Below are 15,941 nucleotides of genomic sequence, written 5' to 3' on the forward strand. Positions count from 1 at the left end.
TGCGAAATTAACGGTTTTAAGGTACACAGACAAATATTCTAACCATAAACAATCCTCATATTTATGTTTTGTTTAAATTCGCGACCAAATTTACTTTGCAAAGATAAAGCGCAATCAAAAAAACAAAATATACAATTTATCTTATTTTTCATTTTTACATTTGCTAAATGTTTCAATCAGTACAGCCTTACAAACTTATCTTATTCCTACTTTTTTTCTTTAGCCATTCATTTGTTTTTGGGCAAAATAACAGCCTTTATGTGCTGGACAGCACCACCAAAATACCCGTACAATTTGCTGTTGTGCAAAGTCAAGACCTCAAATTTAGCCAAACCACCGACGAAAACGGCTTTGTGAGTTTGAACAAATTGCCCGAAAATACGCGCCGCCTTGTGGTAAGTCGTGTCGGATTTCAGGCCAAAACTATTGACATGAAAGAGCTTATCACTTCAAAATCAATGGTTTATTTGCAGCCCAAAATCACAAGTTTGTCGGAAGTGGTCATCAACGCCAGTGCCAACAACGGCATTTTCAAAACCATCAGCGATTTGGATATTCATTTGCGCCCCATCAACAACTCCCAAGAAGTGTTGCGCATGGTGCCAGGGTTGTTTATTGGCCAACACGCAGGCGGCGGCAAAGCCGAACAGATTTTTTTGCGCGGTTTTGACCTCGACCACGGCACAGACATCAATATTTCGGTGGACGGAATGCCCGTAAACATGGTAAGCCATGCGCACGGACAAGGCTACGCCGATTTGCATTTTGTGATACCAGAACTCATTGAAAATGTGAATTTTAACAAAGGCCCTTATTTCGCCGATAAAGGCAATTTCACGACGGCAGGTTTCGTGGAGTTCAAAACCAAAGATTATCTGGAAAATAATTTTGTGAAAGCTGAAGGCGGCCAATTCAACACGTTTCGGGGCATTGCGGGCATTAATTTGCTCAAAACGCAACCCGACCGCCGCGACCAAAGTTTGTACATGGCCACCGAAGCCTCCTACACTAAAGGTTATTTTACTGAATCTCAAAACTTTAGACGCTTCAATGGCGTATTGAAATATCACGGAAAACTCAGCCCAAATCATTCGTTTTCGGCGACGGCCACAGGTTTTACAAGCCAATGGTTAGCCTCTGGCCAAATTCCTGAGCGTGCCGTAAAAGCCAACCTGATTGGTTGGTACGGTGCCATAGACCCCAACGAAGGTGGCCAAACTTCGCGCTACAATGCCAATGTGGAGCTGCTAAGCCACTTAAATAATGGCGCGACGTGGCGCAACCAACTGTATTACAGCAAATATTTGTTTGAACTGTATTCTAATTTTACTTTTTACAAAGAAGACACTGTCAATGGCGACCAAATTCGGCAAAAAGAAAACCGCAATATTTGGGGCTATAACAGTACTTACCAACATCAACACGCCGTCGGCACGCTGTTGGCCGAAACCAAAGCAGGCGTACAAGTGCGCTACGATGATATAAATAATTTGGAATTGAGCCGCACCAAAGACCGCACCATTAACACCCAAAACATGATGTTTGGCGATGTACGCGAACTAAACGCAGCGGCTTATGTGTCTGAAAAAGTGTCGGTTACTGACCAACTCGACGTTACGGGGGCTTTGCGTTTTGACTATTTTCGCAACCACTACGCCGACCATTTGGCAGACACGACGATGTCGTCTAACTCGAATTTTATTTCTCCAAAACTCAATTTTAACTATCGCCTCAACGACAACTTGCAGTTGTATTGGTACAATGGGCGCGGTTTTCATAGCAACGACACGCGCGTAGCCGTGCAACAAAACGGAAAAAAAGTATTGCCGCCAGCCTACGGTACGGATTTGGGAATGGTGAAAAAATTGGGTAAAAAATTCTTTTTGCAAACAGCGATTTGGTATTTGTGGCTCGACCAAGAATTTGTGTATGTGGGCGATGAAGGCGTAGTGGAAGCAGGTGGCCAAACGCGCCGTTTTGGCTTGGACGTGTCGGCCAGATACGAGATAATCAGCAACTTATACGCAGATTTGGAACTGAGTTTGGCCAATCCTCGCGCCTTAGGCGTGGCACACAGCGAAAGTTATTTGCCTTTAGCTCCACGCGTTACGAGTGTGGGCGGGCTTACTTATCGCCAGCGCAAAGGCTGGAACGGTAGTTTGCGTTACCGCTATATGGCCGACCGCCCCGCCAACGAAACCAATACGGTAGTGGCTGAAGGTTATTGGGTGGTAGATGCCGCCGCCAACTACACTACGCAGCGTTGGGAAGCAGGACTTTCTATCCAAAACTTACTGAATACCAAGTGGAAAGAGACACAATTCGACACGGAAAGCCGCTTACAAAACGAACCTGCCGCCGTGTCCGAAATTCACTTTACAGCAGGTACGCCATTTTTTGCAAGGCTTAACTTGACGGTGTTTTTTTAGCATTTTTGCCCATAAACCAAACGGTCTTTGCCGCGCATATCTTGCTGTATTACAATATTTTCAAAACCATGTCCGCGCAAACAAGCCGCCGTTTGGGGGGCAAACTGTTCGTTTATTTCCAAGAAAATATAACCTTGCGGTTTGAGCAAATACGCAGCAGCTTGCGCCAATGCCTCATAAAATAAAAGCGGCTGTTCGTCGGGCACAAACAAGGCTGTTTCGGGTTCGTAATCCAGCACATTGGGGCGCATTTGGGATTTTTCGGCCAGCGTAATGTACGGCGGATTGCTCACCAACAAATCCAAACTTTCGGGCGCAAGTGCCTTTTGCCAATCTTCGGGATTTAGAATATCCGTTTGCCGAAACGTAACAGTTGCGTTATTGCGGGCAGCGTTGCGGGTTGCCGTTTCTAAGGCTTTGGGGCTAATATCCCAAGCGTAAGTTTGCGCCTGTGGCCAATGAGCCGAGAGCGTAACGGCAATGCAGCCGCTCCCCGTTCCCACGTCCAAAAGCGTTTGGGGTGGCGTTTGTTTTTTGTACTTCTGCAAGATAGTATAAACAATTTCTTCTGTTTCGGGGCGCGGAATAAGCGTCGCTTCGTTTACTTCAAACACCAGCCCATAAAACTCAGTTTCTCCCAACACATATTGTATGGGTTCGTGACGCAAAAGCCGCGCTAATGCCGTTTGTATTTCCTGAATTACAGCGGTTTGTATTGCTATTTCTTTGCGTAAAATAGCATCTTGTTTGCGCACGTGTGCGTAATGTTCCAGCAACCACCAAGCCATTGTATCCGCTTCGGGCGTGGGATAAATGCTTTGCAAAGCCTGCGAATATTGTTGATGTAAATCAGAAATGAGTACAGCCATTGACTTGTCGGTTATTGTATAATATTGCTATCTGTGCTATTGATGTGCCAACGCAACATCAGGCCATAAATGGGCGTAATGCGATTCAGATTATAAGTTTCGGGCGTAACGGGCGGCGGGTTGCTGGTAACCAATGCCTTGAGGTAATCGGTTTGGCGCATGGCAAACACCGACAACAACACTTTAGGCGAAACGGGATATTGTGCCATCAGGCGCAAGCGCGTGCGGTCGATGCGGCGGCGTTCTTGGGTTTTGTCGTAGTCGTCTTCGCGATATTTAAAAAATTCGGCGGAAGCCACCACATTTAGTTTATGTTTGGCCGTAATGCGAAACTGCCGCGAAAGCCCCAGCCACAACCGAAATCGCCAAGACGAAACCGTCTTTTCGTTGGTCGGGACGCGCCTGTCGGCCATCAAAGTTTTGGTAAATAAAACGCTGCCTATTTTGCCGCGATGCGTGGCATAGCCTCTGTAAACCTGTAAGTTAAAGCTTTGCATATACGCCCAACGATAGCCCAAACCCCAAGACCAATGCTCATTGATGGGCTTTTCGTAGGTCAGGCCAGTTTGGAGGCGCAAAAACTGATTGGTCGGAAATTTTTTATCAAAATTATAATCCGAATCCACAGAACTGCGCGTCTGTTGCTCAAAAATCAAAACGGCTTTGTCTTTGAATTGATAATCGGCTTGCCAATACGTCCAGTATTGCGTAGGCAAATAGGTTTTTACGGTGCTCTGCGCCAATGCGTTACTTGCCGCAACGACCGCCCAAAGCAACAGCCAAAGAATAGTTTTTTTCATATCCTTACAGAAAGTACGCAAAGATAAAAGGAAAGTTGAGCTTTGGCACTAAGGCCACCCACAAGCAATTTACAAAATGACAGGATTGACAGAGCGATTCTGTGGTTTTTGCGCCACTATCTTAAAATAAAATATAAAATTGTTTGCAAGTATCCTTTGAATTTAGGATTTTGCAGTGATAAATTGCCGTAAGGTTGGTTTGTGGGGGGGTTAGCTGTTATACGAAGGAAAATATTGGACAACTCAAACAGAGTAATTAGTAGAATTAAAATCTAATTTTGTACAAAAAACGATTAAATCCAGTTAATTATGTTTTTAAAAAAAGTATTTATTAATAAATATAAAGTATTAAAAGAAATTTCTATCAATTTTGAGAGAAAAAAAGGTTATTCTGTATTTCCAATAATAAGTGAAAACGGAGGAGGTAAGAGCACTCTATTGCAAATTATCTTTTCTTTTCTACATTTAGCTTTTGTGCCTAATAGACAAAAGTATTTAATAAAAATGCTTGAGTTTTATAATTCTAAAATAAAGAATGATGAACTTATCAATGTCATAAACTTTGAATTAGAATACAATAAAAAAGATATTTATATTGATTTTTTCTACTGCAGGAGTAATTATAAAAAACTTAATTTCAATTCAATTGTAGAATTAAGAGAACTTGAAAATAAAAAGGAGCTATTAAGAAATACGATAAAGGATATTGAATTGCTAAATAATATTGAAACAGATTTGCAAAATTCAAATATTTCTAACATGATGGTTTGGAGGGAATTATCTAGATTTTGTCAAAGTCACCGCGAGGAAGAACGCTTAAGAACTGGGGATACAAAATTTCTATTGAGTTTTATAAACAATACACGAACAAAGCTTGAACGTTCTTTAATTAGCGATGATGAAATTAATACTCAAATAATAAAGGCTGAAGCAGAACGGAACAAACTATACGAAGAATTAAAAAAGGAAGATTTGTTTTATGCTTTCCACTTTAATCAAAATAATGATGTGCTTTTATATCGATCAAGTAGTGATATAGAGACACTTACAAATATTTCTAACCAAACATATTTAGCAACTCCCAATACTCAAGTTTTACAATTTCTAAAAGATGAACAATTATCTTCTTTGTTTACTAAAGACAAGTATATTTATAGTACTTATGATTACTTTATCAGAGAGTGCCAACAAGATATTGAAGGTTTATTTACCTATGATTTCTCCGCTATTAATTTAATACTTGAAGTTTTTCAAAAAGCAAGAGATAATGACTTTAGAAAGGCATTGGAGACTGGAGAATATGGAAATCAAATCAAGTCTACTAGAGAGGAATTGAATGGTTTATTATTGGGAAAATCAATAACTATTGATAATAGTTTTAAAGGAGTAACCTTTAGTACAATTGATTCAAATCTTACATTAAGCCCTAAAGATTTAAGTCATGGAGAATTAAAGAAATTAAGTATATATATTTGGTTGAAAGCTAAAACACAAGATGATTCATTAATTCTAATGGATGAAGTTGATATGGGTTTACATCCTACGTGGCAGCATGAGCTACTAGATGATTTACAAAAGTGGACTAATGGAAATCAGTTTATATTAGCAACCCATTCACCACAAATAATCAGCAAATCCTATTACAAAAATATTGTTGTGATAAAAAGAACTATAGGAGGTGCAACTTCAGAACAGTTTAATCACGCTCCATTAGAAAGTGATTTGAATACAATAGTAAAAACTATAATGGGTGGAGAATATATTCCGAAGGAACTTTCTGAGCTTAGAAAAAAATACAGAACTTTATTTGAAGAAGGTAAAATTGATTCTGATGAAGCCAAAGAGATAAAAAATAAGATATTAATCTACGAAAGTGAAAACTCATCTTTCTTTCAAGATATTAAATTTCAAATTTCTTTAAAGTAATGAAGTATATTAAAAAAAAAGAAGCACCTGAATTCTTTATTACTGACGTTATGGGTTTGTCAAAATGGAGTGAATATGATTCAAAAAAGAAGAAACGTTTAAAGAAATATATTCTTGAAAATGAACAATCACATCTTTGTTGCTACTGTGAAAAATTAATAACGGAAGACAAAACAATGTCCCATGTAGAACATGTTAAACCCAAGAGTATAGATTTACATGCCTTAACCTTTGATTATTCCAATCTATTGGTCTCTTGTGAAGGTAATCATTTTAATGAGATTGGCGATAATAGTAGATATACTTGTGGTCAGATAAAAGGACAAGATTTTGACGAAAAAAAGTTTCTAAATCCTACATTAATTCACGACATATCATCATATTTTAAGTTTGACATAGAAACAGGTTTAATATCTTCTTCTGGGAAAAATAATGTAAATGCTGAATTTACGTACAAAATTTTAAATCTTAATGGGTATAATAATCGTTTAGCAGAAGCAAGAAAGATTGCCAAAGATTCTTTGATTAGGAATTTCTCGCAGATTCCTTTAGATAACAGAAAAGTTATGCTTAAAAACTATTTATCTAATGACAGTAATGAATTTATAACATTCTTAAGGTATGTGTTTAGAGACTACATTTAAACTACAATACATATATCGTATTGGCGAAATGGCGAGCCTATATGCAAATATCTGAGCTCACCCATCTTTACTAGACAACCAACACATCTTCCATAAAAACAAAAGAGGCTGCCCCCAATGGAGTAGCCTCTTTTGTTTTTACATCAACGCATTTATTTTTTACCCAAAAACTCATCTGTAAAATGTTGGCGGTGCTTGTCTTCCGCAAATTTGGCGGCGTTATAATCCGTTGATTTGCCGCGCGGAATACTCAAACTTTGCCAATCGTTTTGGGTCAGCATTTTAGACAAAAACACGATTTGGCCTACGTGATACGCATAATGTCCCAATTGCCGATTCACGGCCTCCAGCACCGTGTGCGCCTGATTGCGAATATAGACCAAATCCGATATGTTTTCGGGCTTGATTTGGGCTAATGCCTCGAATAACACTGCCCAACCTTCCTCCCATTTTTGCCACAGCTCGGCGGGCGTGGCAATGTCATTTTCAAATTCGGCCTCGCGGTTACGCCATGTTTTTTCGCCGTCTTCCGTCAAGAAATTAGTCCAACGCGAGAGCATATTCCCCCACAAATGCTTGACAATGACAGCAATACTGTTACTTTCTGCACTTAGCACAGCAAACAAATTTTGGTCGCTGACCTGTTTCATGGATTTTTCACCCAACATTTTATAGTACCTGAACAGCTCCGTTACGCTATGGATATAATTTTCTTGCATGGCTTTTGTATTTTTAGCGTTTGTAATGGAAAATTAAAGAGGCTTTTTCGATGGTATTGGCGTTAAGATAATAACCCACCATCGCAGGCGACGCACTCGACGAAAGACCTAATTTTTCGATTTTGAGGGCGTAAACTGTTACGATATAGCGATGAAACCCGTGGCCTTCTGGCGGGCAAGGGCCGCCGTAACCAGATGTACCAAAGTCAGTTATGCCTTGAATCGCCGAAGCAGGCAAATGCTTTTTGTCGGGCGTACCTGCACCACTTGGCAAGCTGCTCAACGTAGCGGGAAGGTCAAAAACCACCCAATGCCACCAGCCGCTACCCGTTGGCGCATCGGGGTCATATACCGTAATGGCAAAACTTTTTGTGCCTTGCGGCGCATTTGACCACGAAAGTTGAGGCGACATATTTTTGCCCGTACAGCCAAACGAATTAAACACTTGTTTGTCAGTGGCTTGTCCGCCCAAATCATCACTTTTCAGGGTAAAAGTTTGTGCCTGAACAGCATATGACATCAGCCACATCACGAGCAATAAAGATACTTTTTTCATAAAATTAAACTTTGGTTTGTTGAATAATTATAAGGCAAAAGTAGTGTACTAATAGCTGTGAGCGTTATCGCTGTTGTTTCAAAAAATGTTGCCAAAAGGTCAATTATCAGAGTTTTGGAAACGCTTGGGCGTATAGCCATAATGTTGCTTGAAAGATTGGATAAAACCCGACAACGTATCAAAGCCCACTTCCAAATAAATATCGCTGGGGCGGCTTTGGCCAGACTTGAGCAAATACGCAGCTTTGGCCAAACGCTGCTGCACAAACCAAACATTAGGCGAGGTATTATATACTTTCAGAAATTTACGTTTGAAGGTAGAGGCACTCATATTGCACAAAAAGGCCAGTTCCTCGATGGTGAGTTTATTAAAAACATTGCGTTCTACCACATGGCGAAACACCATATTTTCGTCCGTTTGGCGGTCGTTTACCCAAAAATTCAGGATTTGCGCCCCATATTTTTCTACCCAATACAAGAGCAGTTCTTCGATTTTGAGGGCACAAATGCGCAACGAAGTATTAGGATTTTGGAGTAAAATCTGAAGTGAACTTACCAAATTATTGATAAAATCATCTTTTTCGAGCAACAAATACGGCTTTTCGAGCGGCTTGTAGGCAAACTGGATATTATATTTTTGGATAAAATTGGCCACAAAAGCATCATCAAAAAAGAGCAACAAACTGCTGTACTGATTGGTAGCCGAAAGGCGTTCGGACATTAGGCAACGGCCAGCCTTCAGGCACACCAAATGCGCCGCATCTATGTGCAACTGCTCGGTATCTTGAATCACTTTCACGCCCTCCAACACAATGCTAATGAGGTTTTTATGCAATTGAATTTTGCTTTTGGGCGTATCGGACAAATAGTTTTTATAATCAACAATCCCGAACTGTTCGCTATTGATTTGCGGGTGTGGCGAGTCAATGATAGATTGTGGTAAGTCCAAAAACTCAAGATTTTGCATCATTCCAAACAGATAATTACGTGTTCCAAGCAAACGATTTTCGTTGCAATAAAATTCAATATCAATTTTCGGATTTGCAAATATTCCTTCCCCTCCCCCAACTACATTTGGCCAACCCATTCATTAAAACTTTGCCTGCACCGACGCATAAAAACCGCGTCCGTCCGAAGGAATAATGCCCGGCCCAGGGTACGACTCCGCACGACGCGTAAAGTACTTGGCATTGAGCAAGTTATTACAACTTCCTTCCAGCGTAAGCCAACGCCAGCCATAACTCACCGACCAATCCATCACGCTATACGCAGGAATTACGCCTTCCACTGCCGCAGCCGTGCGTTTGGCGTTGGTGGCATCAGAGAACTGTTGGGCGGTATAAGAAAATTGTAGCGTAGAAGAAAAATGTTTGTACTTGGCCGTCGAGCCAGTTCGCCACATAAGCGGCGCGACCATTTCCACTTTTTTGTTTCGGATACTGGCCTCTTGCGTATGCACGTAACGCGCATCTACAAACGATAAGTTCGAGAAAACCGACCAGCGCAGCGACTTATTTTGCTGTCTGTCAAAGGCTTTAAGAATGTCCACTTCCACAAAAGTTTCCAAACCAATATTACGCGCATCGGAAATATTGCCCCTAAAACGATAGTCGTTGTACAATGGCGGTTGGTCGGAGCGCAACACTTGCCCGATGCGGCCATTATAGGCAATATAAAAAGCGGTCGCCTCAAAGGTCAAAAAATCTTGCCAATGGCCACGCACGCCCAAATCTGCCGTATAGCCTTTTTCGTCGTGAATGTTGGTATCCACCACAAAATTAGGGTTGGCAATGCGCAAATCCGTGAAGTTAATGGCTCGGTAATTCTGTGAAAAATTCGCATAACATTCCAAATTTTCATTCGGTTTGTAGCTCGCGCCCAATCCAAATAACACAAAATTGCGCTTGCGATTCAGTTTCTCAAAAATCTTGTTGTCCACTATCACATTTCCCGCGCCATCTTTGAGTATTTGGCGGTAATATCCTTCCGAAAAAGTTTGGATATTTTCGGCTCTTACCCCTGGTGTCAGGCTGAAAACAGGCGAAAGATTAATAATGCTTTCCGCAAAAAGTGCGTAGTTTTTGTTGGGGAAACTGTAATCCGAATTTTCGAGATTGTCGGGGTTTAGGAAATAAAAATCAGGATTTGCGCTGTTGTTGGCTTCGCCTTGCTTGGCCGTCGTCGTGCCATGATACACACGCGCTCCCACCAAAAACGTATGATGTTGCCCGCCCAATTGGTAGCGATGCAAAAGCCGCGTTTCGTTCCCAAAATTCTTGAAAGTTCCGTCTATCATGGTGCGATTGGCATTCAGATTGTCGGCTACGTTGATGCGTTCCAAGTTTCCAACCGACTGACGCAGAGCCGATAACGCAAAATTTCGGATATTCAATTGCGTTCTGTCCGAAAACCTGTACGTGGACGTAAGCGCAAACAAATTCCAATCCACTTTAAACCAATTGCGCGTTCTGACCGACTGGCGCGGATTCACCTCAAAAAGTTTGTCCGTCAGCCCGCCCGCCTGCTGCGTGAGATAGTGCATTTTCGTTACTTCCAAACCAATATCCCATTTTTTGCTGATGTCGTAGCTCACCGAAGCGAAAGCGTTGTGGTAATCAAAACCCGAATTAGGGCGATAGCCGTCGCCGCGTTTGTATTGATAATAGGCGTAGTATTTGAGTTTGTTTTTCAAAACCGTGCCGCTCACGCTATTGAATGTCCCGAAAAATCCCCATGACCCCACCGACTGGCGGCTCACTACCTCGATGGGTTTGCAACTTGGTTTTTTGAATCGAAAATTGAGCATTCCGCCAAACTGCGTGCCGTATTGCAACGAGGCCGCGCCGCGAATAATTTCGATGCGTTCTAAGGCTTCCGTCGGGGGCGTGTAGTAACTTTCGGGGTAGCCGAGCGCGTCCGCGCTGATGTCATAACCGTTTTGGCGCGTGTTAAAATTAGACGTACGATTCGGGCTAAGTCCGCGCCCACCAATGCCCAATTGTAGGCCTGTGCCGTCGCTTTCCCAAATGTTGATGCCCGTAATTTTGGCATATACTTGGCGCGGATTGTTGGTCGCCAAATTCGCTGTAATATCCTTTAATACAACTACTTCCGTCTTTTTTCCTTCATAAATTCCGAAGTTTTCTACCGAACGCATGCGCGTAATTCCGAAGGTTTGTTCCTGCTGCGCCTGCACCACCACTTCATCTAATTCTTTGCTCAACTCCTGCAATGTTATATCCGAAAGTATGGTATCAGCATGGAGTGTTATAGGCAATTCGAGCGGCTGCAAACCCAACCCAAAAGCCACAAGTTTGTAATCGCCGCGCGGTACGTGGCGCAGCAAATACGTTCCATTTTCGGCAATTTCGGATACAAATTTTGTTCCCTTCAGTGCCACAAAACCATTTTCAAGTTTATGTTTTTGGGGCGGCAACACGCGGCCTTTTATCTGAAAATTTTGGGCAAAAAGCGTTTGCGTAATACCCAAAAATATAAGAAGTAAAATAATATTTTTCATTGTATTTAATCGTAATGCAATATCCAATCTTTTTGCGCAAAACTGTCTTGTATTTTGCTTAAATCTACGTCAGGTTTGATGAGTAATTGGCTTGGTTTTCCGTTCAGGGTTACATATACTTCGGCTCTTACTTGCGGTTCGTGTACGCCTTTTTGTTTGTAATAATCGGCCAAATAATGCGCAAATTGCAATATCATATCGGGCTGCATAGCCATTTGTTTTTCTTGGTGCAAATTCAAAAACTCGCTATTATCTACTGCGCCTTCTGTACCTGTTTTGGAATCTTTCACATAAAAAGTAGCCGTTCCAGCCTTTTCCATGAGCATCACGCGCCACGAAAAACGATAGCCTTCTTCCGTCCAAAACAAATTGCCATCATACAACAAATATCGCCAAGGAAAAAGAATTTGAAACAGCATATTGAGCGATAAAAATGCGATCAATATTTTGTTTGTAAAAAATGATTTTATAGGAAAATGAATTGTTGTATTTTCTTTTTTAGGAAATAAATCAATGATTTTTTGGTGAAATTCGTCAGAGAAAAATATAAGTGTTGCGCCTATCATTACCAACGGAAAAACGCCAATCTGGAACAAAAAACCCGTAATGGAATGAAAGAAAATAACGGTCAGGTACGCCCAAAGTCGCGTCTTGCGCCAATACAACAAAAACGGAACAAAACAATCATACAACATTCCGCACCAACTAAAGAAATAAGGCGTTATTTTCCATGTAAATATTTTACCAATCAGGGGCATAGTGTCGTGTGCAGGTAGCCATATTTTTAGCGGCAAAGCCTCCAAAAGCCAAGCGGTATTTATTTTGGCAACGCCCGCATAAAAATACACGATAGCCAATTGCATTTTGAATAATAAAACAGACCAACGCGGCACAAAATCAGTAGGTTTTGTAAGGCCAAAATACGCATCTAAACTTAATTTTTTGTTGGCAGGCACTACAATTAAATACGCACAAAAAAGACTTACAAAATAATAATGATTCAGGTAATAAGTAAGGTCTAAAAGCTCGGTATAAGTAAAGAGTATGAACAATAAAACAGCCGATATTCTGTACAAAAAGCCAAGCATTACGCCCAACGCGGCCACAATCATCAAGCAGTGAATCAGGTAGATAAGCCAATCTGGAGCTACTTCCACCCAACCAAAACCATAATACTTAAAATGAAAAATTGGCGAAATATAATGTTCTTTTATCCAGCCCAAATACATAAAACGTACTGTGCTAAACGTAAGCATAAAACCAATAATTATCCGAAAAATAACTAATGGCGCAATGGAAATGGGAGCTATCAGAAAAGAATAATATTTTTCAACAAAACGCTTCATGCCTAATATAAAAAATAATGCCAAAGGTAGTAGCTACTTTTGGCATTTTGTATGATAATAATCAGGGCAAAAACTAAATATTAATCGCCGTCTCCACTCGTATAAGTAATGGCAATTCCGAGCAAAGAAGCCATATCCCCTTTGAAATAACGGGTATTTTTTTGAACCTCTGTATATAGTGCATCAAGCGTAGTTTTATTACTCGAAATTTGTGCCGAAAACGACGGAGTAGCAGGAATTGCCGCAAACGCTGCATCTATTTTAGACAATTGTAATTCTGTGGCCGAAATAAGAGCCGTTCCGCCTTCTACATTCTCCAAATATTCCTTAAAACCTGCACCATCCGTACCCGATATTGTGCGGCCATACCAAATATTTTTCATGGTGGTATAATGTAGCTGCATCATTTTTAGGCTTTTGCCACTATAATATGCTTCTACTTTGGTTGGTTCGGCTTGAATTTGGCCTGCGGCTTTTCCTAATGGCAATCGTAATTTATAATTTTTGAGCACTTCGTAACTGGCCACAAAATTATTAAATAAAATAGAAATACTACTGCCTGCATCGGTGCCATCATTAGCCACAAACTGACTGCGATTTGTCGCCCAAGAATTAGACATTTCTGCGGTTTTATTTTTAATTTTCTTGAGCATCAATTTCAAATGATTTTGACGAGAAGTATCCGCAAATTTTGAAACGATATTGGCATTATTATTTTCCAAATCAAAAATCAAATATTCTACGCCCAAAAATCCGCGATTATCGGCGGTAGTTTCCGTAAATATGTGGGTAGAATTGGTAATATCCGACTCAATTTTCACAGAACTCACAGGAAAAACGGCTAACTCATCGGCCAGTTTGATTGGTAGCTCACCCGATGGCGTAAAGCTAAACGCACCAGCGTATTGCCAAGCCGAAAATGCGCTATCCCAAGCCGTTTGCGTGGCCAACAGATTGGCTTCTGTCGGATTTTGGGTGAACGTATTAGCGCGGGTTTGAAGGGTAGCCACACGCGCATCCAACTGCTCAAAAGAAGGTGCAATAATTTGCGAGGCGTAAAATTCGAGCATTGGGCGGCGGTCGTAACCGTCATTGCTGCTGTCGTTGCCACAACTGGCCAACACAACCAAAGCTGCCAAAGCCAAAAAAAGTTTTATTTTTTGCATTATATAGTACTTATCATGGAAAACTATTATCAAATACAAATAGTGTTTTTGTTGCGGTGCAAACTTACAAAAGTTATCAGTATTTAGACAAAGTCTAAATAGTTTTTTTATAACTATTCTCCATGCTTGCGTTAAAAATAAGATGCTGATGTTGGATCATTAAAATAATTAAATTTTGTAGTTATGAGATTCTTTCAATATTTCAAAAATCTTTAATAACAGCTTGATTTGGATCATTCATTATATTCCAAATGCGGCAATTGGCAGGGCTTGGGAACATACAAAACGAGGTGTTGGGTTGTATGATTGGTTATGATTTGCGCCTGACACGTCAGTCTCTCGTCGGGTTGGAGGCGGCCTTGTGTCGCAAATTTGTATTCAGCGGCAGTGAGTTCGCTCAGCAGTTCTGCCCCTTCGAGTACGCGCACACGGCAGGTTGTACACCGACCTTTGCCGCCACAAGCAAACATAAAATCTTGGCCAGCGGCTTGCAAACCCTGCAAAATTGTATGTTGCGAATTTTCAAAGGTAAATTCCTTGTGCTTTAAATTCTTTATCACTACTTTTGGCATACAGCTCTAATATTGTGTTTTTGCTTTAAGAATTATATTTTTTTTACTAATCGTAATCGCGCCTTAATACATGGAAAACAAGCTCAACCGACAAGGACTTTTGGCCTATGGGCAACAATTTTCGGATAAAGTTTTGAATGATTTTTTTCAACAAAATGAAAAAGTAACTGGCGGGCAACTGCTCGAATTTACGCCAATCCGTCAAGTTAACTTAATGCTTATCAAGAATTTATACGAAAAATGGCAAGCTGAAACCCGCCGTCTTCAAAGTCCGTATTTCGACTACTCTGCCGAAAGTGTACAAGAGGCCTTACGCAATTTTATGAATACACTTTCACAAAATATTGCGGTGGCTAAAGCTGATTTTCAGCCACTTTTGGAGCAGTCCGTACACGAAAGTTTGTTGTTGGCTTTGCTTCCTGCCGAATATTTTGAATCAGAACTTAATCTTTTGTCCGAAACTAAACTCAGTCCGCAGCGCGTAAAAGAGTTGGGCAAATATATACAATATAATAAGGTGCTACTTGATGCCGTACAAGCTGACATCGAAGCTTTTCATGTGAAGCAAGTAGCTACGGGCGAATTGGTAAAAGCCATTGCCAAGAAAAAAGAAGTGTTGGCTGATAAGTGCATGACGCTTGCGCAATTGGTAGCCGAATTTGCACCCATTGTTCCGCTTACCGAGTCGGATTTGCTCGTGCCTGAGCCGCCACCTGCACCAGTTACTCCACCAGCACCGACTGCCCCTGCCAACTTTTTTGAAGCGCAATTTGCAGCCGAGCCGCCAACAGTAAATACGCCAGAGCCTGCGGTAGCACCAGAGCCGCCTAAAGTGAAAGAAGTTGCGCCTGCACCTATGGCAGCCGCCTCTATTCCCGATTGGTTCGATTTGCCTGCGGCCAATACGCCTGCACCGCAACGCATCGCGGATTTGTCTTTGAGCGAGGATAAAAGCTTGATCGAAACGTTCACGAAAGATGCCACACTCAACGACGTACTCAAGCAAGAAGCACAAACCGCCGAATCTGTTTTGGATAAAATCCATAAACAAAAATTAGAAAGTTTGCATACAGCCTTCCCCGTACACGAACGATTTATGTACGTGAATGATTTGTTTGGCGGCGACTATGTACAATGGAGCATGGCACTCAAAGAACTAGAAGAAGCGCATAACCTCACGCAGGCCAAGTCTATATTAAGCAACTTGGCGCAACGCTTTAGCTGGACAGACGGCGAGCGTGTCAAGGCTTTTACGGAAATTGTAGAGCGCAAATTTTAGTTCCTAGCCCATTTTTAGAGCAAATACACAATCAAAACGCTGCCTTTTGGGGTAGCGTTTTTTATTTCACAAATATAAACATAAAAATCTCTAAATTTATTTTATTTCAAAAAAAC

General features: G+C 41.1%; 13 protein-coding genes. 4 read left to right on the forward strand and 9 right to left on the reverse strand.

From position 1 onward, the window contains the following. The first annotated feature begins 167 nt into the window (after positions 1-167). A complete protein-coding gene (locus BM090_RS08470; RefSeq protein ID WP_091510807.1) occupies positions 168-2,429 on the forward strand; it encodes a TonB-dependent receptor in 2,262 nt (753 codons plus the stop codon). Here BM090_RS08470 and prmC read toward each other — a convergent pair. Together prmC and BM090_RS08480 are read right to left on the reverse strand one after the other, a co-directional pair. After that, positions 2,426-3,298, reverse strand: a complete 873-nt coding sequence (gene prmC / locus BM090_RS08475; RefSeq protein WP_091510810.1) for a peptide chain release factor N(5)-glutamine methyltransferase — start codon at positions 3,296-3,298, stop codon at positions 2,426-2,428. The two genes, BM090_RS08470 and prmC, sit on opposite strands and share 4 nt — an antisense overlap. An 11-nt stretch (positions 3,299-3,309) precedes the next feature. Next, entirely contained in the window at positions 3,310-4,098 is a 789-nt protein-coding gene (locus BM090_RS08480; RefSeq protein ID WP_091510818.1) for a DUF2490 domain-containing protein, read from the reverse strand. A gap of 309 nt (positions 4,099-4,407) precedes the next feature. Here BM090_RS08480 and BM090_RS08485 point away from each other — a divergent pair, with 309 nt between their 5' ends. Next, positions 4,408-6,024 carry an AAA family ATPase gene (locus BM090_RS08485; protein WP_091510831.1) on the forward strand — a complete coding sequence of 539 codons (1,617 nt, stop codon included), beginning with the start codon at positions 4,408-4,410 and terminating at the stop codon, positions 6,022-6,024. Beyond that, the gene (locus BM090_RS08490) at positions 6,024-6,668 is read left to right on the forward strand and encodes a retron system putative HNH endonuclease (protein WP_091510835.1); all 645 of its coding nucleotides are present in this window, start codon (positions 6,024-6,026) and stop codon (positions 6,666-6,668) included. The genes BM090_RS08485 and BM090_RS08490 overlap by 1 nt, the downstream gene beginning before the upstream one ends. 152 nt (positions 6,669-6,820) lie before the next feature. Here the strand turns inward: BM090_RS08490 and BM090_RS08495 are convergent, their stop codons facing one another. The 7 genes from BM090_RS08495 to BM090_RS08525 form a co-directional block, all read right to left on the reverse strand. After that, positions 6,821-7,387: a DUF1572 family protein gene (locus tag BM090_RS08495; protein ID WP_091510838.1), complete on the reverse strand. Its 567-nt coding sequence runs from the start codon at positions 7,385-7,387 to the stop codon at positions 6,821-6,823. 13 nt (positions 7,388-7,400) lie between these two features. Further along, complete coding sequence (locus BM090_RS08500) at positions 7,401-7,943, reverse strand: YbhB/YbcL family Raf kinase inhibitor-like protein (protein ID WP_091510841.1); 543 nt, start codon at positions 7,941-7,943, stop codon at positions 7,401-7,403. Positions 7,944-8,042: 99 nt separating this feature from the next. Beyond that, positions 8,043-9,029 (reverse strand): helix-turn-helix domain-containing protein, encoded by a 987-nt coding sequence (locus BM090_RS08505; RefSeq protein ID WP_091510845.1) that lies wholly within the window; start codon positions 9,027-9,029, stop codon positions 8,043-8,045. A 3-nt stretch (positions 9,030-9,032) separates the two neighbouring features. Further along, a complete protein-coding gene (locus BM090_RS08510) occupies positions 9,033-11,462 on the reverse strand; it encodes a TonB-dependent receptor domain-containing protein (protein ID WP_091510848.1) in 2,430 nt (809 codons plus the stop codon). Positions 11,463-11,467: 5 nt separating this feature from the next. Further along, a complete protein-coding gene (locus tag BM090_RS08515) occupies positions 11,468-12,808 on the reverse strand; it encodes an HTTM domain-containing protein (RefSeq protein ID WP_091510851.1) in 1,341 nt (446 codons plus the stop codon). Between the two features lie 80 nt (positions 12,809-12,888). Beyond that, the gene (locus BM090_RS08520; RefSeq protein WP_091510855.1) at positions 12,889-13,974 is read right to left on the reverse strand and encodes an imelysin family protein; all 1,086 of its coding nucleotides are present in this window, start codon (positions 13,972-13,974) and stop codon (positions 12,889-12,891) included. 233 nt (positions 13,975-14,207) lie between these two features. Then, positions 14,208-14,546: a 2Fe-2S iron-sulfur cluster-binding protein gene (locus BM090_RS08525; RefSeq protein WP_091510858.1), complete on the reverse strand. Its 339-nt coding sequence runs from the start codon at positions 14,544-14,546 to the stop codon at positions 14,208-14,210. A gap of 70 nt (positions 14,547-14,616) precedes the next feature. Here BM090_RS08525 and BM090_RS08530 point away from each other — a divergent pair, with 70 nt between their 5' ends. Beyond that, on the forward strand, positions 14,617-15,825 hold the full coding sequence (locus BM090_RS08530; RefSeq protein ID WP_091510862.1) for a hypothetical protein: 1,209 nt from the start codon (positions 14,617-14,619) through the stop codon (positions 15,823-15,825). Positions 15,826-15,941: the final 116 nt, after the last annotated feature.

Origin of the sequence: Flexibacter flexilis DSM 6793 (genome assembly GCF_900112255.1) — a bacterium.
GTDB lineage: Bacteria > Bacteroidota > Bacteroidia > Cytophagales > Flexibacteraceae > Flexibacter > Flexibacter flexilis.